This window comes from Aquilutibacter rugosus (genome assembly GCF_036541335.1).
Lineage (GTDB): Bacteria > Pseudomonadota > Gammaproteobacteria > Xanthomonadales > Xanthomonadaceae > Aquilutibacter > Aquilutibacter rugosus.
Genome location: NZ_JAZHBO010000002.1, coordinates 55817 through 79057 on the forward strand (window position 1 = coordinate 55817; position 23241 = coordinate 79057).

A 23241-nucleotide genomic window follows, 5' to 3' on the forward strand; every position below is an offset into this window, starting at 1 on the left:
GAAATCATGGAACTGAACGTTTTTAACAGCAGCAACAAGGTCTCGGTGTCCGAAGAAACTTTCGGCCGTGACTTCAGCCAGGATCTGGTGCACCAAGTTGTCGTCGCTTACCGCAATGCGGGCCGCGCCGGCACCAAGGCACAAAAGACCCGCTCGGAAGTTGCCGGTACCACCAAGAAGTCCAAGAAGCAAAAGGGCGGCGGCGCACGTCATGGCGCGCTGACGGCTCCGATCTTCGTCGGCGGTGGTGTGACTTTTGCAGCCAAGCCGCGTAGCTTCGCGCAAAAGGTCAACCGCAAGATGTACCGTGCGGCCATGCAGTCGATCCTGTCGGAACTGAACCGTCAAGGCCGCCTGACCGTGGTTGAAACCTTTGACTTGGATGCGCCGAAGACCTCGGGTCTGGTCGCCAAGCTCAAGGACTTCAACGTCGGTAAGCGCCCGCTGATCGTCACCGAAGACGCAACCGAAAACCTGTACCTGTCGGCCCGTAACTTGCCGTACGTCGAAGTTCGTGACGTGCAAGGCCTGGATCCGGTGTCGCTGGTCGGTGCCGATACCGTCGTCATTACGGTTGACGCCGTCAAGAAGATTGAGGAGTGGCTGGCATGAACGACGCCAAGCTTTACAACGTAATCCGCGCACCGCGCGTGTCCGAAAAGACCGCCCGCCTGCAGGAAGTCTCGAACCAGTACTGCTTCGAAGTGGCGAAGGACGCTACCAAGGCCGATATCAAAATCGCCGTGGAAAAGCTGTTCAACGTCAAAGTGGCAGCCGTCAACGTCGCAAACGTCAAGGGCAAGGCCCGTACGTTCCGCTTCCGCGAAGGCAGCCGCAAGGACTGGCGCAAAGCATACGTCACGCTGGCTGAAGGCCAGTCGATTGACGTCACTGCTGTGGCTTAAGGATAGGAAACGACTATGCCTTTGATGACCTTTAAACCCACCTCGCCGGGCCGCCGTAGCGCCGTCCGCGTGGTGACGCCTGACCTGCACAAGGGTGCGCCGTACGCGCCGCTCCTTGAAAAGCAGGGCAAGACCGGCGGCCGTAACAACTATGGCCGCATCACTACCCGTCACATCGGTGGTGGCAGCAAGCAACACTACCGCGTCATTGATTTCAAGCGCAACAAGATTGGCATCCCCGCCAAGGTTGAGCGTATTGAATACGATCCGAACCGCACTGCGCACATCGCGCTGCTGCTGTACGTCGATGGCGAACGCCGCTACATCATCGCTCCCAAGGGCCTGAAGGCCGGCGACCAGGTGCTCGCAGGCCGTGATGCTCCGATCCGTGCAGGTAACACCCTGCCGCTGGCCAACATCCCGGTCGGCACCACGGTGCATTGCGTTGAAATGAAGCCCGGTAAGGGTGCCCAGATGGCCCGCGCCGCCGGCGCCGGTGTCTACTTGGTTGCCCGCGAACACGGCTATGCCACTCTGCGTCTCCGCTCCGGCGAAATGCGCAAGGTGCCGGTCGAGTGCGTCGCTACCGTCGGTGAAGTCGGCAACGTCGAACACAGCCTTGAAAAGCTGGGTAAGGCCGGTGCCAAGCGCTGGCGCGGTATCAAGCCGACCGTTCGCGGTGCAGCTATGAACCCGGTCGACCACCCGCACGGCGGTGGTGAGGCCAAGGCCGGCCAGGGCAATCCGCACCCGGTCACGCCTTGGGGTGTCCCAACCAAGGGTTACAAGACCCGTAAGAACAAGCGCACGCAGAAATTCATCGTGCGCGATCGCAGGAGCTAATCGGCCATGGCACGTTCACTGAAAAAAGGCCCGTTCGTTGACCACCACTTGCTTACCAAGGTGGAAAACGCCGGCAACACCAAGCGCCCGATTAAAACCTGGTCGCGTCGTTCCACCATCCTGCCGGAAATGATCGGTTACACGATCGCCGTGCACAACGGTAAGAACCACGTCCCGGTGCTCGTTAACGAGCAGATGGTCGGCCACAAGCTCGGCGAATTCGCACTGACCCGTACCTACAAGGGTCACGGTGCGGATAAGAAGAGCAAGTAAGGAGATATGACCATGGAAGCTAAAGCAATTCTGCGCTCCGCGCGTATCTCTCCCCAAAAGGCCCGTCTGGTTGCTGACCAAGTACGTGGCATGGCCGCTGGCCGTGCTGTTGACTTGCTCAAGTTCTCGGACAAGAAAGCCGCTCACCTGATCAAGAAGGTGGTTGAGTCCGCCATCGCCAACGCCGAAAACAATGTCGGCGCTGACGTGGACGCTCTCAAAGTCCAGACGATCATGGTTGACGAAGGTCCTACGCTGAAGCGCTTCATGGCGCGTGCGAAGGGCCGTGGCACCCGCATCCTCAAGCGCACCAGCCACATCACTGTGGTTGTGGGCGAAGGCAAGTAAGGCAGGAACTCTTATGGGTCATAAAGTACATCCCACCGGCATCCGCCTGGGCATTTCGAAAGACTGGAATTCCAAGTGGTACGCCAACAAGAAGCAATACGCCGAGTTCCTCGCAGCCGATCTTAAGGTGCGCGAAGTCCTCCGCAAGAAGCTGGCTCAGGCCGGCGTCTCCAAGATCCTGATCGAACGTCCGGCTAACAACGCCCGCGTCACGATTTTCACGGCCCGTCCGGGCGTGGTGATCGGTAAGCGTGGTGAGGACATCGAAAAGCTGCGTAAGGAAGTCTCCGAAGTGATGGGCGTTCCTGCCCACATCAACGTGACCGAAGTGCGCAAGCCGGATCTGGACGCCCAACTGGTTGCCGAGTCGATTGCTCAGCAGCTCGAACGCCGCATCATGTTCCGTCGCGCCATGAAGCGCGCTGTCGGTAACGCCATGCGTCTGGGCGCTCTGGGCATCAAGGTGAACGTGGCCGGCCGTCTCAACGGCGCCGAAATTGCCCGTTCCGAATGGTACCGCGAAGGTCGCGTGCCGCTGCATACGCTGCGTGCCGACATCGATTACGGTACCGCCGAAGCCTTGACGACTTACGGCATCATCGGCATTAAGGTCTGGATCTACAAGGGCGAAGTGTTTGACTTCTCCCAAGTTGGCCAGGAAAAGCAAGACGACGCGCCGCAAGGCCGTGGTGACCGTGGCGACCGTCAGGATCGTCCGGGCCGTGGTCGTCCGGCACGTGAAGCGAGGTAATCCGCCATGTTGCAACCTAAACGTACCAAGTTCCGCAAGGTCCACAAGGGCCGCAACACCGGCCTGAGCTGGTCGGCCAACCAAGTGTCGTTCGGCGAGTATGGCCTCAAGGCCACTAGCTTCGGCCAGTTGACCGCCCGTCAGATCGAAGCTGCCCGTCGTGCCATCTCCCGTCACGTGAAGCGTGGCGGTAAGATGTGGATCCGCGTGTTCCCCGACAAGCCCATCACCAAGAAGCCGATCGAAGTCCGCATGGGTTCCGGTAAGGGTAACGTCGAATACTGGGTCGCCCAGATCCAGCCCGGCCGTATGATCTATGAGATCGAAGGTGTCAGCGAAGAAGTTGCCCGCGAGGCCTTCCGTCTGGCTGCGGCCAAGCTGTCGGTGACCACCACCTTCATTTCCCGCACGGTGCGCTAATGAACATTAAAGAACTCCGCAATAAGTCCGCGGACGAGCTGCGCGCCCACCTGACCGAACTGCATAAGGAGTCGTTCTCGCTCCGTATGCAAAAGGCCACGGGCCAGCTCGCCACCACCCATCAGGCCAAGCTTGTGCGCCGCGAGATCGCTCGCGTCAACACCTTGCTGACCGAGAAGAAGTAAGGACTCACCATGACCGACAACAATACAGAGAAAGCCATCCGCACGGTTGAAGGCCGAGTCATCTCCAACAAGATGGACAAGACCGTCACCGTTCTGGTGGAACGCCAGGTCAAGCACGCACTGTATGGCAAGTACGTGCGTCGTTCGACCAAGCTGCACGCCCACGACGCCGATAATTCCTGCAAGGAAGGCGATGTGGTCCGCGTCAAGGAGATCTCCCCGATGTCCAAGACCAAAAACTGGACCGTGGTTGAAATCGTCAACCGCGCTGCCGAAGCATAAGAGAGGAGCAGAACCATGATCCAAATGCAAAGCTACCTCGACGTGGCCGATAACTCCGGTGCCAAGGAAGTGATGTGCATCAAGGTGCTGGGCGGCTCGAAGCGCCGTTACGCCGGCATCGGCGACATCATCAAGGTCACCGTGAAAGACGCGATTCCGCGCGGCAAGGTCAAGAAGGGCGACGTCTATGACGCCGTCGTGGTCCGCACCCGTAAGGGCGTTCGTCGTCCGGACGGTTCGCTGATCCGCTTCGACGGTAACGCTGCCGTGCTGCTGAACAACAAGCAAGAGCCCATTGGTACGCGTATCTTTGGACCTGTCACCCGCGAGCTGCGCTCCGAGAAGTTCATGAAGATCGTCTCGCTTGCGCCGGAAGTGCTGTAATCGGAGGCAATTCAAATGAACCGTATTAAAAAGGGCGACCAAGTCGTCGTCATCGCCGGTAAGGACAAGGGCAACAAGGGTGAAGTACTCGCCATTAAGGGCGACAAGATCACCGTGTCCAACGTCAACATCATCAAGCGCCACACCAAGGCGAACCCGCAGGCCGGTCTGGCCGGCGGTATCGTCGAACGCGAGGCCCCGATCCATATCTCGAACGTCATGCTGTTCAACCCTGCCACCGGCAAGGGCGAACGCGTTTCGATCAAGGTCCTGGAGGATGGAACCAAGACCCGTGTGTTCCGCTCCGGTGCGTCGATTGACGCCTAAGGAATTGAAACTATGACTACTCGTCTCGAAAAGTTCTACAAAGAAGAAGTGGTTCCGCAGCTGACCGAAAAGTTCGGCTACAAGAACCCGATGGAAGTGCCTAAGCTGGTCAAGATCACCTTGAACATGGGCGTCGGCGAAGCCGCGACCAACAAGAAGGTGCTTGAGAATGCCGTGGCCGACATGGAAAAGATCTCCGGCCAGAAGGCTGTGGTCACCAAGTCGCGCGTCTCGGTTGCCTCGTTCAAGATCCGTGACGGCTGGCCGATCGGCTGCAAGGTCACCCTGCGTTCGGACAAAATGTTTGAATTCCTGGATCGTCTGATCAACATCTCGCTGCCCCGTACCCGCGACTTCCGCGGTGTGTCCGGCAAGTCCTTCGACGGCCGTGGCAACTACAACATGGGCGTCAAGGAACAGATCATCTTCCCGGAAATCGACTTTGACCAGGTCGACGCGGTGCGCGGTATGGACATCGCCATCACCACCACTGCCAAGACCGACGCCGAAGCGAAGGCCTTGCTGGAAGCGTTCCGCTTCCCCTTCCGTTAATAGGATCAGGTAAAGATTATGGCTAAGACCTCGATGATCAACCGCGAAGTGAAGCGTGCCAAGCTGGCCGCTCGCTATGCGGACAAGCGTACCGAACTGAAGAAAGTGATCGCTTCGGAAACCGCTTCGTACGAAGAAAAGATGGAAGCTGCAACCAAGCTGCAAAAGTTGCCGCGTGACAGCTCGCCGTCGCGTCAGCAAAACCGTTGCGTGCTGACCGGTCGTCCGCGTGGTGTGTACAGCAAGTTCGGCCTGGGCCGTAACAAGCTGCGCGAACACACCATGAAGGGCGACGTCCCGGGCCTGCGCAAGGCTTCCTGGTAAGTCGCGGCGCTCGGTAACGCTAACCGGTTCCCGAGCGGTACTGCAAAACAAGATGACCCGTCTCTCTGAGGCGGGTCATTTTGTTTTGTAAGGTAGTTCTGTTTAAAGTTTAGATTATCGTTGCTATGGTTTAATTTCAGGAACCAACCAAAGAGGACTACATGAAGTCACTCAAGTTGCTTATTTCCGTTCTTGTGCTTTCTGGGCTTTTAGTAGTTCCAACTGTTGCACTGGCGAGCGGAACCGTTTATGTCTACGATGATCGCAGCGGGCAGTGGTTTTCCTGCACCGGTGTCTACAACGACGCAGGGGATTTAGTCGGAGTGAAAGAATGCATCGCACTGGACTCAGAGCCACCAATTGATCCTTAGTCAGCGGGCTGCGTAGTTATGCGGGCAAAGACAGGCATGCACTTCCGGTCAATGTCAGGTCATTCCGGCGTGAGATTCAGTCGCCGAGTTTTATGCGCTCTCACCTTCGGCTTTTCGGCTGTAGCAAATGCGTTTGGCCAAACCCCACCGCACGACGATTGCGCGCCACTGGGCAATGGGTCGGGTCCACAGAAACAGCAGGGGGCGGTCGCACCGGTAGCTCAAACGAATGCTCCGTCGCAGGGACTGTTGGAGGCGTTGCAGCGTCAATACGGTATGAAGCCTGAAAATGTCAAAATGGCACCGTCCTACTCACGTCCGGTGGATGAGTCCGACCTCGGACGTAAGTCAAAATGCACGTCGGCCGGTAAACAGGCTTCATCCATCGTAGCTCCCAGTGTTGGCAGCGTGACTGTCAAGGGCGTGATTGGAACCAAAGACGACACGAAGCGGATAATCGGCAGAGATCTTCTGGATAATCCGGATGAGCCCTACGTACAGCAAGTGCTAGCAAAGACACCAGGTATGACAGTTACCAACCGCGGTGTCTCCATGTTGGGGCTTGGTGAACGCGCCACCAGAATCCTCGTGGACGGTCGAAGACCGCCAATTGGGTTCAGACTATCAGGGGTACGCGGATCTGATGTCGAACGCATTGAGTATACGTTCGGCTCCGACGCGGCCTATGCAGGTCAAGGTTTCGCCGGAACCATTAATATTGTGATGCGCCGAAATTCCGTAAAGGCAAGGTCGAATCTCAGCCTTTCAATGAGCGGCGGGTCCGATACGGGCGTGATACTCGGTATCAGTGCTACGCGGCCACTTGGGACCTATAGCTCCCATTCCTTGAATATCCAGGCATTGGACATGGATACGGGCGGCAGATTCCCGGACAGCGCCTTAACTCGTTGGCGCGGCTTGATCAGGCCTCAGGGCGAGACGACTAATCGTTCGTTGGGTAGTTCATCGACATCTTCGCGAAATGCTTTTTATTCGTTGACGACACTGTTGCCGGACTCCTCGTCCATCCGATATTCACTGCGTAGCACTCGCAATGAAACTGCAGGTCAAGTCGAAGTCGAGGGGTGGGCGGGTGAGCACCTGGACCTGGAGCTTCGCAACCGCGCCATCCGTAACCTGGAGGTGGGGAGTGGGGCTGGCATGGATTGGCGCAAAGTACTTGAGAGCGGAGCAACTGCAACAGTTGCCATGAACTATTCAAAGAACGATTCGGAATATTCAACTCGTTTTGAGTTCTTTCCTGGCTCTATAGGCCAGCTCATAGCGCCGAATTTCTCGCGAGGTGAAAGGATTCGCCGTAATTTGGAACTTGACGGCAGTTACCAGTGGCCACAGATTGCCGGAATTACACCCGAAGTCGGATTCGACTTCGCAAGGTCCGAGTATTCCAATCGCGGTGATTGGTTTAAGAGTGACACCGGCACGGGAAGTCACGGATATCAGGATCTGGGGCAGTACTCCACCAAATCCATCTACGCAAAAGTCGTAAGAAAAATGGGCCCGTCCATTGCAGTCAATGCGGGACTGCGCAAGACCTGGTATCAGTTTGAGGGCACGCTAACCAGTACCGGCGATCGGAGCTTCGATTTCTCCGGTAATTGGATCGAGCCTTCCGTTACTGTCAATTTCAGCAATCGACAGCCCGGCGACACATCGCTGTCATTTAGTCGGTCGGTTAGCCCGCCCACTGTCGAACGAATCTTGGTGCGGGATATGCCCGCGCTGGGTGCGGAAAACATGCCACTCAATGCAACATCGGTGGGGGGCGAACGGGGTCGGAACATCAGTACGATCGACTCCCTGGTTCTTACTAGCGATCTGATTCGGAACAGTAGTCCAAATCTGTTTTTGAGTTTCTCCTATCGAAGACTCGAAAATGTGCAGGCAGACCGAATCTACTTGGATGGCGGGACATGGCTCAGGCAGCCGTGGGCGTTAGACCGTGCTCAGGTGTTTGGGGCATCTGTAACGGTCAAGAAGGATCTGAAGCTTACAAAATGGCTCCCCGGAACACTACAGCTGCAAGGCAGTTCGAGTTTCAACCGGGTGTCACCGATCAGCGAAACGCCGCGCGCGAATACGCTTCAGGACTTCCCGAAGTCTGCGGCCGAATTCGCGGCTAGTTACAGGAATGGCCCCTATTCTCTGAATGCGCGTGTGATCTTCCGCAACGAGGGGCGTCAATATCGCGGACCCGGTTATTACAGTGAATCTGTGGCGCCGGCACTTGCCACCATTGGTATGGGTTACCGTGTGAATCCACTATGGAGTTTGGGGTTCTCAGTCATTCGATTGAACCAGGGCGTATCTGAGAACACATTCCTATTCGACGATGGACGCCACTTCATGCAGACAACCAGTCGCAACCGTTCCGCACCGATGTTTACTTTCTCAATTTCACGAAGCAATCAGGAGAAGTAGACGGCTTGCCGGTGATTTCGACTGCTCCCCGTGCCGATTCTGAATCAGGAACATTTGCCTCTGTTCGGGATCGTTCTTGCGGGGGGGGGGGTGGCGCAAGTTGAATTCTAATTAGCGGATTTGGTAGGACGAAACAGCATGAAGCTGATTGTCACCACTGCAAGGATCCAGCAGTAATGCACATTGGCGGCCAGCGTCAGAGGCGAGACCTTGGCCAGAGATGCCGCCAGCAGGATCTGTGCGCCGTAAGGGATCACACCCTGGGCGATGCAGCTGAAAATATCGAGCAGACTCGCGCTGCGCGTACGCGATACGCCATGGTGATCGGCGATATCCTTGGCCAAAGGCCCGCTGACCAGAATGGCGACGGTGTTGTTGGCAGTGAGCACATCCGTAGCCAACGACAGCGAGGCAATACTGAATTCACCGGCACGACGCGAGGAATGCGCGCCGGCAAAACGGCGAATGCAATCCGATAGCCAGGTCAGGCCGCCGGCGGCGCGCATCAGTTCGGCAAGACCGCCGATTAGCATCGAAAGCAACATAATTTCGATCATGGACTCAAAGCCGGCATAGATGTCCTTGCCGAACTGCACCGCGCTGTAATTGCCCGCGACGAAGCCAAACGCGCCCGCCACGGCGATCCCGATCGCCAATACCAACAGCACGTCCATGCCGATCAGGGCCAGCACCAGCACCAGCAGATAGGGCAGGGCCAGCCACCAGCCATGGTGCGAAGGCGCTACCGTTTGCCCACTGTCGCCCAGTACGAACAGCAGTACGGCCGTCAGCAAAGCCGCGGGCAGTGCAATCTTGAAGTTCTCGCGAAACTTCTCCTTCATCCGCACGCCTTGTGATCGTGTGGCGGCAATCGTGGTGTCCGAGATCATGGACAGGTTGTCGCCGAACATGGCACCGCCGATCACCGCGCCGACCATCAGCGGCAGATCAAATCCGCCCTGCGTGGCGACACCAAGGGCGATTGGTGCGACCGCGGCAATGGTGCCCATGGATGTGCCGATGGCCAGTGCCACCAGGGCGGACACCAGAAACATGCCGGGCAGGATCAGCATCGGCGGCAGGTTGCCCAGCCCCAGAGCCACCACCGCATCGACGGCGCCGATGGCCTTGCTGACCGTGGCGAAGGCGCCGGCCAGCAGGAACACCAAGCACATCAGCATGACATTGGACTGGCCCATGCCCTCGAGCAGCGTCTCAGTGGGTTTGATGCCGCGACGCCAGGCCAGGAAGGCGCCTAAGGCCAGCGCCGGCAAAATCGCCACCGGTGCCCGCAGCTGGTAAAAGCCCATTTCGGTGCCGGTGGCCGTAAAATACAGGCCAGCGCCAAAGAACAGGGCCAAAAAGACCAGCAATGGGGTCAGCGCCAGGGCGCTGGGGCGGGGGGAATCGCTCATCGGGCAGGGTGGTTAGTAGACTGGATCGTTCATTATAGGCACGGGTATCGCCGGTCGTGGCACTGCCTTCGTTTGCATGCTAAACCCTTGCGCACAAAGGGAAAACCCATTACAATTTCCAACTCTGTCCGTATTGCGGCCAGAGAATTACAACGAAATACTGAATTATTCGCATGCGCGGATATCGGTGCACTCATCCATAACGGAGCTTATTCATGAGCATGACTGATCCAATCGCAGACATGCTGGTGCGTATCAAGAACGCAGCAGCCGTCCGCAAGACCACGGTAAAAATGCCGTCGTCCAAGACCAAGGTCGCTATCGCCAACGTCCTCAAGGCAGAGGGTTACATCGCTGACGCCATCGTCACCGACATCGCCCCGGGCAAAAAGCAACTCGAAATCTCACTGAAATACTTCCAAGGCCGTCCGGTCATCGAGCGCCTTGAGCGCTTCTCGCGTTCGGGCCTGCGCCAATACCGCGGCAAGAGCGATCTGCCTAAGGTTCTCGGCGGCCTCGGCGTCGCTATCATTTCCACCTCCAAGGGCATCATGACGGATGCGCAGGCACGCCAAGCTGGCGTCGGCGGCGAAGTCCTGTGCTTTGTGGCTTAATCAAGGGAGATACAGTAAATGTCTCGCGTAGCTAAAAAGCCGATCGCACTGCCTAAGGGCGTTGAAATCAAGATCGAAAACGAGCTGATCACGGTCAAGGGTCCCAAGGGCACCATGACGCAAGCCAAGCCGGCCAACATCGTCCTGAAGCAGGAAGATGCGGAACTGGTCTTCAGCACCGAAAATCAGGATCAAATGGCTCTGACCGGCACCCTGCGTGCCATCGTTGCCAATATGATCAAGGGCGTCTCCGAAGGTTTCGAGCGCAAGCTGGAACTGGTTGGCGTGGGTTACCGTGCTGCCATGCAAGGCAAGGATCTGAACCTGTCGCTGGGTTACTCGCACCCGATTCTGTTCAGCACGCCGGATGGCATCACCATTGCCACGCCGTCGGCTACTGAAATCGTCGTGACCGGTGCCGATAAGCAGCAAGTCGGCGAAGTCGCAGCCAAGATTCGCGGATACCGCAAGCCGGAGCCGTATAAGGGCAAGGGCGTCAAGTACTCTGACGAAGTCATCATCCGCAAGGAAGCCAAGAAGGCTTAATGATCGTCGGGTCCAGCAACGGATCCTTCGTACATTCCTTCAGCTTTTTGGAGAAATTAAAAATGAGCAGCATCAAGAATACCGCCCGCCTGCGTCGCGCCAAGTCCACCCGTTCGCACATCCGCAAGCTGGGTGTTGAGCGTCTGACCGTTCTGCGCACCGGCCAACACCTGTATGCCCAGATCTTCTCGGCAGACGGTTCCAAGTGCCTGGCTTCGGCCTCGACCACGCAAGCCGCCATCAAGGGCGACCTGAAGTCGAGCAAGAACCTCGAGGCCGCTTCGGCTGTCGGCAAGGCGATCGCCGCCGCTGCCAAGGCTGCCGGCATTGAAAAGGTCGCCTTCGACCGTTCGGGTTACCGTTACCATGGCCGCATCAAGGCCCTGGCTGACGCCGCCCGCGAAGGTGGTCTGCAGTTCTAAGTTCCCGCGGGGGCGGAAGCAAAATGCCCCCGACGTTCCGTTCGGTTGCGAGCGTAACGAAACACCGGCAACACTTCACAACAACAAGCGGCACTAGCCGTAATTTCCTTAATTACTGAGATAGAACTATGGCAAACGAACAACGTGAAAACCGTGGTCGTGATCGCAAGCGCGATGAGCGCGAAGAGATCGATGACGGCATGATCGAAAAGCTGGTCGCAGTAAACCGCGTCAGCAAGACCGTCAAGGGCGGTCGTCAATTTACCTTTACCGCTCTGACGGTAGTCGGCGACGGCAACGGTCGCGTCGGTTTCGGTTACGGCAAGGCCAAGGAAGTTCCGGCCGCCATCCAGAAGTCGATGGAGCAAGCCCGCCGCAACATGCAAACCGTTGACTTGAACAAAGGCACGCTGTGGCACTCGGTCAAGTCGCATCACGGCGCTGCCAGCGTCTACATGCAACCGGCTTCCGAGGGTACCGGTGTCATCGCCGGCGGTGCAATGCGCGCCGTGCTCGAAGCTGTTGGCGTGCATAACGTGCTGGCCAAGGCCGTCGGTTCGCGCAACCCGATCAACCTGGTTCGTGCCACGATCAAGGGCCTGTCGGAAATGCATTCGCCGTCGGTCATTGCAGCCAAGCGCGGCAAGAAACTCGAGGACCTGAACCATGGCTAAGAACGAATCGTCCACCGGCACCATCAAGGTGCGTCTGGTCAAGGGTCTGCGCGGTTCCCAAGCTCGTCACCGTCTGTCGGTGAAGGCTCTGGGTCTGGGCAAGCTCAACAGCGTCCGTGAACTCAAGGACAGCCCGCAAGTTCGCGGTCTGATCAACAAAGTTCACTACCTCGTCAAGGTTGAGGAGTAATCACCATGCGTTTGAATGAATTGAGCCCCGCAGAGGGCGCACGCTCGGAACGCAAGCGCGTCGGTCGCGGTATCGGTTCGGGTCTGGGTAAGACCGCCGGTCGCGGTCACAAGGGTTCTTTTGCCCGTTCGGGTAAAGGCAAGATCAAGGCCGGCTTCGAAGGCGGTCAGATGCCCATGTACATGCGTCTGCCTAAGATCGGTTTCCGTTCCAAGCTGAAAGACAACGTCGCTCAAGTGTTCCTGTATCAGCTCGAAGGCCTCGAAGCCGGCGAAATCGATTTCGCCAAGCTGCGTGAAGCCAAGCTGGTTCCGGCCAAGGCCAAGCAAGCCAAGATCGTGAAGCAAGGTGAAATCACCAAGGCCTTCACCCTCAAGGGTCTGCTGGCAACCGCCGGTGCCAAGGCTGCCATCGAAGCTGCCGGCGGCAAGTTCGCCGACGCTGAGTAATTTGTAGTAATCACACGGCCTCGGCCGTAAATCAGGTTTACCGGAGTCTTTTCCCGCATGTCGCGAAACGCAAAGGCCATGACCCAGACCACCGGCGGTAACGCCGGTGGTTTGAGTTCCGAGCTCGCCCAACGCATTCTGTTTGTGATCGGTGCGCTGATCGTGTACCGGATCGGTTGCTATATCCCCGTTCCGGGCGTCAACCCTGACGCCATGCTGCGCCTGATGGAACAGCAAAAGGGCACCATCGTGGACATGTTCAACATGTTCTCGGGCGGCGCCCTCAGCCGTTTCAGTCTGTTTGCGCTGAACCTGATGCCGTACATCTCGGCTTCGATCGTTGTCCAGTTGCTGGTGCAGATTGTGCCTAGCCTCAAGGCAATTCAGAAAGAAGGCGAGTCCGGTCGCAAGCGGATCAACCAGTGGTCGCGCCTCGGCGCGATCCCACTGGCGATCTTCCAGGGCTGGGGCATTGCCACGGCTCTGCAGGCCGGCGGTACGTCGGCCGGCATCCCGGTCGTGTACAACCCCGGTTACGGCTTCGTCATCACGGCCATCATTGCCCTGACGGCCGGCACCATGTTCCTGATGTGGCTGGGTGAGCAAATCACCGAGCGCGGCATCGGTAACGGCGTGTCCTTGCTGATCTTTGCAGGTATTGTCGCCGGCTTGCCCGGTGCCGTGATCACCATGTTCCAGCAAATGCTGAACGGTGATCTGTCCTTCATCAAGGTCCTGATGATCGTGCTGATCGTGGCATTCTTCACGTTCGCGGTGGTTTACATTGAGAGCATGCAGCGCCGCATCACGGTCAACTACGCCCGCCGTCAAGGTCAGGGTGGTCGCATGCAGCAGCAGTCGAACTTCCTGCCGCTCAAGCTGAACATGGTGGGTGTGATCCCGGCCATTTTCGCCTCGAGCATCGTGATGTTCCCCGCTACGGCAGCTCAGTGGTTTGCCTCGGGTGCTCGCGCAGGCGAGGGCAGTGCCTGGTTGCTCAAGCTGAGCCAAATGCTGACCCCCGGCGAGCCGCTGCATATGGTATTATATGCGGCCCTGATCATTGGCTTCGATTTCTTCTACACAGCCCTGACCTTCAATTCGCAGGAAACGGCTGAGAATCTCAAGAAATCGGGTGCCCTGATCCCCGGTATTCGTCCCGGCAAGTCCACGGCAGATTATGTCGATGGCGTGCTGACGCGTCTGACGGCGGCAGGTGCCATCTACCTTACGGTGGTGTGCCTGTTGCCTGAGGTTATGCGTTCACAGATGAATACCACCATGTATTTCGGTGGCACTTCGTTGCTGATTGTGGTTGTCGTAGTGATGGATTTCATTGCGCAACTGCAAGCACATCGTCAGAGCAACCAGTACGAAAGCCTTCTTCGCAAGGCCAATTTAAAGGGCAGCCGCTCCGCGGGGCGTCGCTGACCTGATTCTTCCTCCGCGTCATGACTGATCTCCAGTGAATTGACGCAAAGGGCGACCCGGACGTGGATCCCGTGTCCGGGTGGCTTGTAGCCGGAGCGCTTGCCAGAGTAGCAAGCGCCGCGGTGACAGGGTCAAGACAACCTGTCTCCCGCAGCTGCCTGCCATCGCCGGAGCATGGGCACACTCCCCATGCCGGTTGCAGCCGTTAGTACAAGGTCGCAATTCATCAGAACGGGGTTTTATTTCAACTTGTCGATTCACTCCGTCCGTATCGGGCGGAATCTTCAATGGAGATCGCTCTATGGCGCGTATTGCAGGCGTCAATTTGCCGGCCCAAAAGCACGTTTGGGTTGGCTTGCAAAGCATCTACGGCATTGGCCGTACTCGTTCCAAGCAGGTTTGCGAATCCGCAAACGTGTCTTTGAACACTAAAATCCGTGACCTGTCCGAAGCCGAAGTCGAGCGCCTGCGCGCCGAAATCGGTAAGTTCGTCGTCGAAGGTGACCTGCGCCGTGAAGTCGGTATGGCCATCAAGCGTCTGATGGATATGGGTTGCTACCGTGGCCTTCGCCATCGCCGTGGTCTGCCGTTGCGCGGTCAGCGCACCAAGACCAATGCACGTACCCGTAAGGGTCCGCGCAAGGCCATCAAGAAGTAAGGAGACCTGACGAATGGCCAAGCCCACACAGAAAGTCAAGAAGAAGATCAAGCGCGTCGTCACTGACGGCATCGCCCACGTCCACGCTTCTTTCAACAACACCATCATCACGATCACCGATCGCCAGGGCAATGCCCTGTCGTGGGCCACTTCGGGTGGCGCCGGTTTCCGTGGTTCGCGCAAGTCGACTCCGTTCGCTGCTCAGGTCGCCGCCGAAAAGGCCGGCCGTGCCGCTCTGGATTACGGCCTGAAGTCGCTTGAAGTTCGCATCAAGGGACCGGGTCCGGGCCGTGAATCGGCCGTGCGCTCGCTGAACAACGTCGGCTACAAGATCGTCAACATCATTGACGTGACGCCGATCCCCCACAACGGCTGCCGTCCGCCTAAAAAGCGTCGCGTCTAAGGAGGACACTAAATATGGCACGTTATATTGGTCCCAAGTGCAAGCTGTCCCGTCGCGAAGGCGCCGACTTGATGCTCAAGTCGCCGGCCCGCGCTCTGGACTCCAAGTGCAAACTGGAACAAAAGCCGGGTCAGCATGGCCCGACCGCCCGTAAGGGCAAGATGTCTGACTACGCCACGCAGCTGCGTGAGAAGCAAAAGGTCAAGCGCATCTACGGTCTGCTGGAACGTCAGTTCCGCAACTACTACAAGAAGGCTTCGAACAAGAAGGGCAACACCGGTGAAAACCTGTTGCAACTGCTCGAAACCCGTCTTGACAACGTCATCTACCGCATGGGTTTCGCCGTGACGCGTCCTGCTGCTCGTCAGCTGGTCTCGCACCGTGGCGTGACGGTCAACGGTCAGTCGGTCAACCTGCCTTCGTATCAGGTCAAGGCCGGTGATGTGATCGCTCTGTCGGAACGCGCCCAAAAGCAACTCCGCGTCAAGGAGTCGATGGATGTTGCCGCAACCATGTCGCTGAACCCGGATTGGGTTTCGGTGGACAGCGGCAAGTTCACGGGTGAGTTCAAGCGTGTTCCGGCACGCGCCGATTTGCCTTCGGACATCAACGAAGCACTGATCGTCGAACTGTACTCGAAGTAATCCATTCACTGCCACCCCCATCAGCCCCTGATGGGGGCCATTAGGAGACCATCCAAACATGACGGTAAACGCAAACCAAGTCTTGCGCCCGAAGGCACCTCAGATCGAAGTGCTCACCGGAAACCGTGCCAAGGTCGTTATTGAGCCCTTGGAACGCGGCTATGGTCATACGCTGGGCAACGCGTTGCGTCGAGTCTTGCTGTCGTCGATCCCCGGTTGGGCGATCACGGAAGTCAAGATTGACAACGTGGAGCACGAGTACACCACGCTCGAGGGCATGGAAGAAGACGTGCTCGAAGTCCTGCTGAACCTTAAGGATGTCGCGCTGAAGATGCACACCGGCGATTCGACCACCCTGTCGCTGTCACACAGCGGCGTGGGCACGGTGCGAGCCGGCGACATCAAGGTTGACCACGATGTCGAGATCCTGAACCCGGATCACGTCATCTGCACGCTAACCAAGGATCGTCCGCTGAACATGGAACTGCGCATCGAGCGCGGTCTGGGCTATCAGCCCGCCGCTGCCCGTCGCCGTGCCGACGAAGACACCCGCGAAGTGGGCCGTCTCGTTCTCGATGCCAGCTTCTCGCCGGTACGCCGTGTGGCGTATGCCGTTGAGGCTGCTCGTGTCGAACAGCGTACCGACCTGGACAAGCTGATCCTTGAAATCGAAACCAACGGCGCTATCGGTGCGCAGGATGCCATTACTACGGCAGCCCGCATTCTCACCGAACAGCTGTCCGTACTGGGCGATTTCGAGCTGCCGACCAAGAGCGTGGTGCAAGACCGTCCGGAAGTGGATCCGACGCTGCTGCGTCCGATCGACGATCTGGAACTGACGGTCCGCTCCGCGAACTGCCTCAAGGCCGAGAGCATCTACTACATCGGCGACCTGGTCCAAAAGACCGAAGTCGAACTGTTGAAGACGCCAAACCTCGGCAAGAAGTCGCTCACCGAAATCAAGGACGTGCTGAATCAGCGCGGCTTGTCGCTGGGCATGAAAATCGAAAATTGGCCACCTGCCGGCGCCATGTCGCACGGCATGATGGGCTGATCCAAGAGTCGTAAGGAACCACTACCATGCGCCACCAAAAATCCGGACGCAAGTTCAGCCGCACCAGTGCACACCGCGATGCGATGTTCACTAACATGGCGGCTTCGCTCATCAAGCACGGCCTGATTCGCACTACTTTGCCGAAGGCAAAGGAACTGCGTCGCGTTGCCGAACCGCTGATCACCTTGGCCAAGAACGATGGCGTTGCCCAACGTCGCCTGGCATTCTCGCGTCTGCGTGACAAGGAAGCAGTCGGTACCCTGTTCACGGACCTCGGTCCGCGTTACAAGGAACGTCAAGGCGGTTACACCCGCATCCTCAAGTGCGGTTTCCGTGCGGGCGACAACGCCCCGATGGCTTACGTTGAACTGGTTGACCGCCCGGCTTCGGCCGAGTCGGACGCCGAGTAATCTGCGAAATCCAGCTGTAAAAAAACGGGAGTCCCTAGGGGCTCCCGTTTTCTTTGCGTTATCCTATATGGATGACGTTTGCATCTCACACTTCGGTTGCGGCCGCTAAGGCATTTCGCCTGCGATTTCTGCTTGGCGCCATTGCGGCCTTCGGACTGATTGCACTGGCAATCGGTTTTCAGCACATGGACAATCTGGTGCCATGTCCTCTATGTATCTTCCAGCGCGTTGCCTATGCAGCGGCCGGTGTACTGTTTCTGATCGGTGCCTTGCTGCCCATGCGCTCGCGCGGGGCACGCCGCGGTCTGGCCGTACTGACGCTGATTCCTTTGCTGACCGGTATGGGTATTGCGGCTCGCCATGTATGGCTGACGCACTTGCCGCCGGACAAGGTGCCTAAGTGCGGTCCCGGTCTTGAATATCTGCTCGATTCCGTGGGTGCGGGCGGTATGATCCGTTCCGTGCTGACGGGCTCGGGCGAATGCGCCAAGGTCGACTGGCACTTGCTGGGTCTGTCCATGCCCGAGTGGAGCCTGGTCGGCTTTGCTGCACTCACACTGTGGTGCCTGCTCGCCCTGTTGCGCGGCCGCTAAGGACAGCTAATGCCAAACAACACCTGGAAGCCCGGCAGCTGGAGACAGCGGCCTGCCACGCAATTGCCGACCTATGGCGATGCGGCGGTGCTCGATTCCACGCTGCGCGAACTGTCCAATCTCCCACCGCTGGTGACATCCTGGGAGATTGTGGCGCTCAAACAGGCGATCGCCGAGGCGCAGGAGGGCAAACGTTTTCTGCTGCAGGGCGGTGATTGCGCCGAGACCTTTGCCGAATGCCGCCCCGAGATTATCTCCAATCGGCTCAAGGTACTGCTGCAGATGAGCGTCGTGCTCATTCATGGCCTGCGCAAGCCCGTGATTCGTGTCGGACGCTTTGCCGGTCAGTACGCCAAGCCACGCTCCAGTGACACCGATACGCGCGATGGCGTGACTCTGCCTTCGTACCGTGGCGATCTGATTAACGGTCCCGAATTTACACCGCAGGACCGCGAACCCAATCCGCGCCGCATGATCATGGGACATGCCCGTTCGGCGATGACCATGAATTTTGTGCGGGCTCTGATTGACGGTGGTTTTGCCGACTTGCATCACCCCGAGTACTGGAATCTCGAATGGGTAGGGCACTCGCCACTGGCCGAGGAGTATCACCACATGCTCGAGGGCATCGGTGACGCCGTCCGCTTTATGGAAACGATCAGCGGATCGCAGGTCAACAATCTCGATCGCGTGGATTTCTATACCTCGCACGAGGCCTTGCTGTTGCCGTACGAAGAGGCCATGACGCGCACCGTTCCGCGGCACCCCGGCTATTTCAATCTGAGTACACACTTCCCCTGGATTGGTATGCGCACGGCACAGGTTGATGGCGCCCACGCCGAGTTTTTCCGCGGTATCGCCAACCCGATCGGCGTCAAGATCAGTCCAACCGTCAAGCCCGATGCGCTGCTGCACCTGCTTGATCATCTGGATCCGGACAACGAACCCGGCCGCATGACTCTGATTCACCGCATGGGTGCGGCGAACGTGGCCGAAGCCTTGCCGCCGTTGCTCAAGGCAGTGCGCGATACCGGGCGGCGCGTACTGTGGGTCGCCGATCCGATGCACGGCAATACCGAGTCGACCTCAAACGGCTATAAAACCAGACGCTTTGACAATATCCGCTCCGAGATCGAACAGTCGTTTGCGATTCACCGTGAGGCGGGAACCCATCTGGGGGGCGTGCATCTCGAGCTCACCGGTGAGAACGTCACCGAGTGTACCGGCGGCGCGCGTGAGCTGACCGATTCGGACTTGGCCCGCGCCTATCACTCCACTGTCGATCCGCGCCTGAACTACGAACAGTCACTGGAGATCGCGATGCTGATTGCCCGTCAAGCGAGCGTCACATCCGCGGCGTAAACTGAGTGCTTTCTGCACTCGGATTTATCCATGAAACGCTTAGCCTTCCTTCTGTTGCTGCTGCCGCTGTCTGCCATGGCCGGCGATTACGTCAAGCTCGAAGACCGCCTCACCGCGGAGCAGCGTGTTGCCACCGGTGTGGCCGGCTTGAGCGCCGCGCAGCTGGAACTGCTCAACAGTATCCTTTCGGGTGTCGAGCAGGAGCAGCAACGCAAGTCGCGTGACCAGCGCGAGCAGGCCGCCGAACGCGAGGCCACCTTGCTGGAAACCCTTGATGGCCGCCCGATCCAGGCCGTAGCCAAGGGTACGTTTGCATCGTGGGAACCGGGCACGCTAGTGGAGCTAGATAACGGACAACGCTGGAAGGTCTTAAAGGGCTACGGCAAACTGCGTGCGCCACGAACGGATCTGCCGGTGCGGATTGTGCCGGGCATGGCCGGCCGCTGGTTCATGGAGTTCGATGAAAACCTGCCCAAGGCACGCGTGTTCCGCATCGACTGACGGGTATTGCACAACGTGGCTGCGCGCATGAAAAAGGCCGGCAATTTGCCGGCCTTTTTGCGTGACAGCGAGTAGGGATTAACCGCCGCGCTGCGACTTTTTACGGTCGTTTTCGGTGCGGTACTTCTTGCGCAGACGGATCTGCTTGGGAGTCACTTCGACCAGTTCGTCATCGTCGATGAATTCCAGGGCCTGTTCCAGCGACAGCTTGACCGGCGGAATCAGACCTTCGTCCTTGTCCGTACCCGAGGCGCGGAAGTTCGTCAGCTGCTTGCCGCGCAGGGCATTGACGGTGAGGTCGTTGTCCTTGGCGTGGATACCGACGATCTGGCCTTCGTAAATTTCTTCGCCCGGTTCAATGAACAGACGGCCGCGCTCCTGCATGGCGATCTGCGCATAGGCCGGCGACGGACCCGTGCCGTTGGAGATCAGCACGCCGTTGATGCGTTGGCCGATGGCACCGTCCTGCTTCGGACCGTAATGGTCGAATACGTGGAACAGCAAGCCGGTACCGGCGGTCAGCGTGCGGAACTCGGTTTGGAAGCCGATCAGACCACGCGCCGGGATGATGAAGTCCAAACGCACGCGACCCTTACCGTCGGGTTCCATGTTCTGCAGGATGGCCTTGCGCTCGCCCAGACGGCCCATGACGCCGCCTTGAAACTGTTCTTCGAGGTCAACAACCAGCGATTCGAACGGTTCGCTCACCACGCCGTCAATTTCGCGGATGATGACTTCGGGACGCGACACGGCCAGCTCATAGCCCTCACGGCGCATGTTTTCAATCAGGATCGACAAGTGCAGCTCACCGCGGCCGCTGACCTTGAACTTGTCGGCGTCGGCGGTGTCTTCGACCTTAAGGGCCACGTTGTGCTGCGTCTCGCGGGTCAGACGATCGCGCAGCTGGCGCGAGGTCAGGAACTTGCCACCGCTGCGGTCTTTGACACCGGCGAAGGGCGAGTCGTTGACCTGGAAGGTCATGCTGATGGTAGGCTCATCGACGGTCAGAACCGGCAGCTGTTCGACGGCGGACGGGTCACACAGCGTTTCGCTGATGCCCAGGCCTTCGATGCCGCTGAATGCGATGATATCGCCGGCTTGCGCTTCGCCGACCTCAACGCGCTCCAGGCCCATAAAGCCCAGAACCTGCAGCACTTTGCCGTTACGGGTCTTGCCGTCGGTGCCGACCACGGTCACGTTCTGGTTGGTCTTGACCTTGCCGCGCTGAATGCGGCCGACGCCGATGATGCCGACATAGTTGTTGTAATCGAGCGAGGTCACACGCATCTGGAACGGACCTTCCGGATCGACCGGAGGAGCGGCAACGTGTTCGCAGATGGCCTCGAACAGCGGGGTCATATCGCCTTCGCGGACGCTGTCATCGAGACCGGCATAGCCCTGCAGACCCGAGGCATACACGACCGGGAAATCAAGCTGTTCATCGGTAGCACCGAGGCGGTCGAACAGATCGAATGTCTGATCCAGCACCCAGTTCGGACGTGCACCCGGACGGTCGACCTTGTTGACGACCACAATCGGTTTAAAGCCCATAGCAAAGGCTTTTTGCGTCACGAAGCGCGTTTGCGGCATCGGACCGTCCATGGCGTCAACCAGGATCAGCACCGAGTCGACCATGGACAGCACGCGTTCCACTTCGCCGCCGAAGTCGGCGTGTCCCGGGGTGTCGACGATGTTGATGCGCCACTCTTCGTTAGTCTTGGGATTGGTCCAGCGAATCGCGGTGTTCTTGGACAGAATGGTGATGCCGCGTTCTTTTTCGATATCGTTGCTGTCCATCACGCGGTCGGGGACCACTGCGCGCTCGCTGAGGGTGCCGGACTGTTTCAGCAGCTGGTCGACGAGGGTGGTCTTGCCATGGTCAACGTGGGCGACAATGGCGATATTACGAAGGCGTTCAATGGACATGGGGATTCTCGCGGCGGAGCGCAAAAGCGGCCACCGGCTGGGGATGTAATTAGGAGCGCCATATTATACTCTGCGGGCTTGTTCATCGGGCTTTTGGCCCCATATCCATTTCGAACACGGGTTCAAACTGAACGAGCCTGTCCATTCCCACTATTCGGAGCACCTATGAGCCTGATCGCCCAATTCGACACTTCCCGCGGTCCCATCAAGATCCAACTGGAACCCGAGAAGGCCCCGCTGACCGTCGCCAACTTCGTCAATCTGGCCCAGCGCGGTTTCTACAACGGCCTGAACTTCCACCGCGTCATCGCCGATTTCATGGTCCAGGGCGGCTGCCCGCAGGGCATCGGTAGCGGCGGCCCGGGCTACCGCTTCGAAGACGAAGCCGACAACGGCCTTAGCCACCAGCGCGGCGTTCTGTCCATGGCCAACGCCGGTCCGAACACCAACGGCTCGCAATTCTTCATCACGCATGTCGAATGCCCGTGGCTTGACGGCAAGCACACCGTATTCGGCAAAGTGCTCGAAGGCCAGGAAATCGTTGACACCGTGCAACAGGGCGACCTGATCAACTCGGTCAAGATCGAAGGCGATGCGCAAGCCGTTCTGGATGCCAAGGCCGATCGCGTTGCGCAATGGAACCAGACGCTGGACGCCAACCGCGCCTGATGCGGCGTAAGGCAGTGGTCCTTGTGACCATGTAGCCTTACAGACAAAAGCCCAGGTGTTCGCACCTGGGCTTTTTTGCTGCTGCGCGCTGCGCGAGCTTACGGGTATCGCGCAAAGAACTCGGTCAAGGCGGCGCGAACGGCCAAGGGTTGTTCCAGCGGCGTCAGATGCGCGGCCTGTTGCAGTACCTCCAATTCCGCATGCGCGCCGATGCCTTCGACAATTTCTACAGCCAAGGGCTCCGGAGTCAGCACGTCGTGTTCGCCAACAAGCACCAAGGTCGGCACCGTGATGGTGCTGAGCGTCGGCCGCGAGTCGGGGCGCGTGGCATTGGCCATCTGCTGCGCGATGTAGCCTTGCGAGCCGCAGTCCTCCGCCATTTCGATAACGCGCTCGCGCATGGAGGCGGTGCGGGCATGTTCCTCGGTCAGCAGGTTGGGGATGCCTTCCTTAATGACGCGCAGATATTGCCCCTTACGGCACAGGGCGATGGCATCCTTGCGCTTTTGAGTGCCCTCGGGCGTATCGGGCCGCGCTGAGGTGTCGAGCAGCGCCATGTGCGTCACGCGCTCCGGTGCCTGCCGCCAGATTTCGAAGGCAATATAGCCACCCATTGATAAGCCGCACAGTCGGAAATGCGACGGTGCCGTTTTCAGGATGTTCGCGGCCAAGTCGCCGATGGTGTCGGCACCGCGATGGTCAGCGATATGGACCGGGCCAAAGGCGTTCAGGGCACCGACTTGGTCCCGAAAAAGGGCGGCAGTACAGGCCAGGCCGGGGATCAGAAGGGTGGGGGTCATGTGCGCTCCGAGGGTCGAGTGAGGTGGGGTCGCATGCTAGAATAGAGGACCACTTTCTGGACTTGAGGTGACT

34 protein-coding genes are annotated in these 23241 nt (G+C 58.6%); 31 read left to right on the forward strand and 3 right to left on the reverse strand.

The genetic code is table 11. The features are described 5' to 3' along the window. Positions 1-6 precede the first annotated feature (6 nt). The 15 genes from rplD (at position 7) to V3390_RS05485 (ending at position 8407) form a co-directional block, all read left to right on the forward strand. Positions 7-612, forward strand: a complete 606-nt coding sequence (gene rplD, locus V3390_RS05415; RefSeq protein ID WP_331690325.1) for a 50S ribosomal protein L4 — start codon at positions 7-9, stop codon at positions 610-612. Then, positions 609-905 carry a 50S ribosomal protein L23 gene (rplW, locus tag V3390_RS05420; protein WP_331690326.1) on the forward strand — a complete coding sequence of 99 codons (297 nt, stop codon included), beginning with the start codon at positions 609-611 and terminating at the stop codon, positions 903-905. Before rplD ends, rplW begins: the two co-directional genes overlap by 4 nt. A gap of 15 nt (positions 906-920) precedes the next feature. After that, positions 921-1748 carry a 50S ribosomal protein L2 gene (gene rplB, locus V3390_RS05425; RefSeq protein ID WP_331690327.1) on the forward strand — a complete coding sequence of 276 codons (828 nt, stop codon included), beginning with the start codon at positions 921-923 and terminating at the stop codon, positions 1746-1748. Positions 1749-1754: 6 nt separating this feature from the next. Next, positions 1755-2021, forward strand: coding sequence for a 30S ribosomal protein S19 (rpsS, locus tag V3390_RS05430; RefSeq protein ID WP_331690328.1), 267 nt, complete (start codon positions 1755-1757; stop codon positions 2019-2021). Positions 2022-2033: 12 nt separating this feature from the next. Next, positions 2034-2369 (forward strand): 50S ribosomal protein L22, encoded by a 336-nt coding sequence (gene rplV, locus V3390_RS05435; protein WP_331690329.1) that lies wholly within the window; start codon positions 2034-2036, stop codon positions 2367-2369. Positions 2370-2382: 13 nt separating this feature from the next. Then, positions 2383-3120, forward strand: a complete 738-nt coding sequence (rpsC, locus tag V3390_RS05440; protein ID WP_331690330.1) for a 30S ribosomal protein S3 — start codon at positions 2383-2385, stop codon at positions 3118-3120. A 6-nt stretch (positions 3121-3126) separates the two neighbouring features. Continuing rightward, positions 3127-3540: a 50S ribosomal protein L16 gene (gene rplP / locus V3390_RS05445; protein ID WP_331690331.1), complete on the forward strand. Its 414-nt coding sequence runs from the start codon at positions 3127-3129 to the stop codon at positions 3538-3540. Next, on the forward strand, positions 3540-3725 hold the full coding sequence (rpmC, locus tag V3390_RS05450; protein ID WP_331690332.1) for a 50S ribosomal protein L29: 186 nt from the start codon (positions 3540-3542) through the stop codon (positions 3723-3725). Before rplP ends, rpmC begins: the two co-directional genes overlap by 1 nt. A gap of 9 nt (positions 3726-3734) precedes the next feature. Then, positions 3735-4007: a 30S ribosomal protein S17 gene (gene rpsQ, locus V3390_RS05455; RefSeq protein ID WP_331703701.1), complete on the forward strand. Its 273-nt coding sequence runs from the start codon at positions 3735-3737 to the stop codon at positions 4005-4007. Between the two features lie 15 nt (positions 4008-4022). After that, positions 4023-4391 (forward strand): 50S ribosomal protein L14, encoded by a 369-nt coding sequence (gene rplN / locus V3390_RS05460; protein WP_331690334.1) that lies wholly within the window; start codon positions 4023-4025, stop codon positions 4389-4391. Positions 4392-4406: 15 nt separating this feature from the next. Next, positions 4407-4718, forward strand: coding sequence for a 50S ribosomal protein L24 (rplX, locus tag V3390_RS05465; RefSeq protein ID WP_331690335.1), 312 nt, complete (start codon positions 4407-4409; stop codon positions 4716-4718). Positions 4719-4730: 12 nt separating this feature from the next. Next, a complete protein-coding gene (gene rplE, locus V3390_RS05470) occupies positions 4731-5270 on the forward strand; it encodes a 50S ribosomal protein L5 (RefSeq protein WP_331690336.1) in 540 nt (179 codons plus the stop codon). Between the two features lie 18 nt (positions 5271-5288). Next, entirely contained in the window at positions 5289-5594 is a 306-nt protein-coding gene (rpsN, locus tag V3390_RS05475; protein WP_331703702.1) for a 30S ribosomal protein S14, read from the forward strand. 161 nt (positions 5595-5755) lie between these two features. Beyond that, the gene (locus V3390_RS05480) at positions 5756-5965 is read left to right on the forward strand and encodes a hypothetical protein (RefSeq protein WP_331703703.1); all 210 of its coding nucleotides are present in this window, start codon (positions 5756-5758) and stop codon (positions 5963-5965) included. Between the two features lie 51 nt (positions 5966-6016). Beyond that, a complete protein-coding gene (locus tag V3390_RS05485) occupies positions 6017-8407 on the forward strand; it encodes a TonB-dependent receptor (protein ID WP_331703704.1) in 2391 nt (796 codons plus the stop codon). Positions 8408-8514: 107 nt separating this feature from the next. Here V3390_RS05485 and V3390_RS05490 read toward each other — a convergent pair whose 3' ends face one another. Further along, positions 8515-9822, reverse strand: coding sequence for a Na+/H+ antiporter NhaC family protein (locus tag V3390_RS05490; RefSeq protein ID WP_331703705.1), 1308 nt, complete (start codon positions 9820-9822; stop codon positions 8515-8517). A gap of 215 nt (positions 9823-10037) precedes the next feature. On the opposite strand from V3390_RS05490, the gene rpsH reads away from it, so the two are divergent. From rpsH to V3390_RS05565, 15 genes are all read left to right on the forward strand, one after another. Then, positions 10038-10436: a 30S ribosomal protein S8 gene (gene rpsH / locus V3390_RS05495; RefSeq protein WP_331703706.1), complete on the forward strand. Its 399-nt coding sequence runs from the start codon at positions 10038-10040 to the stop codon at positions 10434-10436. A gap of 18 nt (positions 10437-10454) precedes the next feature. Then, a complete protein-coding gene (gene rplF / locus V3390_RS05500) occupies positions 10455-10982 on the forward strand; it encodes a 50S ribosomal protein L6 (protein ID WP_331703707.1) in 528 nt (175 codons plus the stop codon). A gap of 62 nt (positions 10983-11044) precedes the next feature. Beyond that, entirely contained in the window at positions 11045-11404 is a 360-nt protein-coding gene (gene rplR / locus V3390_RS05505; RefSeq protein WP_331690392.1) for a 50S ribosomal protein L18, read from the forward strand. Between the two features lie 128 nt (positions 11405-11532). Further along, positions 11533-12078, forward strand: a complete 546-nt coding sequence (rpsE, locus tag V3390_RS05510; protein ID WP_331703708.1) for a 30S ribosomal protein S5 — start codon at positions 11533-11535, stop codon at positions 12076-12078. Next, positions 12071-12268 (forward strand): 50S ribosomal protein L30, encoded by a 198-nt coding sequence (gene rpmD, locus V3390_RS05515; protein ID WP_331690390.1) that lies wholly within the window; start codon positions 12071-12073, stop codon positions 12266-12268. The genes rpsE and rpmD overlap by 8 nt, the downstream gene beginning before the upstream one ends. Beyond that, entirely contained in the window at positions 12268-12717 is a 450-nt protein-coding gene (rplO, locus tag V3390_RS05520; RefSeq protein WP_331704321.1) for a 50S ribosomal protein L15, read from the forward strand. Before rpmD ends, rplO begins: the two co-directional genes overlap by 1 nt. Positions 12718-12795: 78 nt before the next feature. Continuing rightward, positions 12796-14148 (forward strand): preprotein translocase subunit SecY, encoded by a 1353-nt coding sequence (gene secY, locus V3390_RS05525; protein WP_331704322.1) that lies wholly within the window; start codon positions 12796-12798, stop codon positions 14146-14148. 301 nt (positions 14149-14449) lie between these two features. Beyond that, positions 14450-14806, forward strand: a complete 357-nt coding sequence (gene rpsM / locus V3390_RS05530) for a 30S ribosomal protein S13 (protein ID WP_331690389.1) — start codon at positions 14450-14452, stop codon at positions 14804-14806. A gap of 13 nt (positions 14807-14819) precedes the next feature. Further along, positions 14820-15209, forward strand: a complete 390-nt coding sequence (gene rpsK / locus V3390_RS05535) for a 30S ribosomal protein S11 (protein ID WP_331690388.1) — start codon at positions 14820-14822, stop codon at positions 15207-15209. Between the two features lie 14 nt (positions 15210-15223). Continuing rightward, complete coding sequence (gene rpsD / locus V3390_RS05540; protein WP_331690387.1) at positions 15224-15853, forward strand: 30S ribosomal protein S4; 630 nt, start codon at positions 15224-15226, stop codon at positions 15851-15853. A gap of 58 nt (positions 15854-15911) precedes the next feature. Next, complete coding sequence (locus V3390_RS05545; RefSeq protein WP_331690386.1) at positions 15912-16907, forward strand: DNA-directed RNA polymerase subunit alpha; 996 nt, start codon at positions 15912-15914, stop codon at positions 16905-16907. 26 nt (positions 16908-16933) lie between these two features. Further along, entirely contained in the window at positions 16934-17317 is a 384-nt protein-coding gene (rplQ, locus tag V3390_RS05550; protein ID WP_331690385.1) for a 50S ribosomal protein L17, read from the forward strand. Positions 17318-17388: 71 nt separating this feature from the next. Further along, entirely contained in the window at positions 17389-17910 is a 522-nt protein-coding gene (locus tag V3390_RS05555; RefSeq protein WP_331690384.1) for a disulfide bond formation protein B, read from the forward strand. Between the two features lie 9 nt (positions 17911-17919). Then, a complete protein-coding gene (locus V3390_RS05560) occupies positions 17920-19272 on the forward strand; it encodes a class II 3-deoxy-7-phosphoheptulonate synthase (RefSeq protein WP_331703709.1) in 1353 nt (450 codons plus the stop codon). Between the two features lie 30 nt (positions 19273-19302). Then, positions 19303-19773, forward strand: a complete 471-nt coding sequence (locus V3390_RS05565; RefSeq protein WP_331703710.1) for a hypothetical protein — start codon at positions 19303-19305, stop codon at positions 19771-19773. 78 nt (positions 19774-19851) lie between these two features. On the opposite strand, the gene typA is transcribed toward V3390_RS05565, so the two are convergent. Beyond that, a complete protein-coding gene (gene typA, locus V3390_RS05570; protein ID WP_331690381.1) occupies positions 19852-21699 on the reverse strand; it encodes a translational GTPase TypA in 1848 nt (615 codons plus the stop codon). A gap of 165 nt (positions 21700-21864) precedes the next feature. On the opposite strand from typA, the gene V3390_RS05575 reads away from it, so the two are divergent. Beyond that, positions 21865-22368, forward strand: coding sequence for a peptidylprolyl isomerase (locus V3390_RS05575; RefSeq protein ID WP_331703711.1), 504 nt, complete (start codon positions 21865-21867; stop codon positions 22366-22368). Between the two features lie 98 nt (positions 22369-22466). Here the strand turns inward: V3390_RS05575 and V3390_RS05580 are convergent, their stop codons facing one another. Next, the gene (locus V3390_RS05580) at positions 22467-23168 is read right to left on the reverse strand and encodes an alpha/beta fold hydrolase (RefSeq protein WP_331703712.1); all 702 of its coding nucleotides are present in this window, start codon (positions 23166-23168) and stop codon (positions 22467-22469) included. Positions 23169-23241 lie beyond the last annotated feature (73 nt).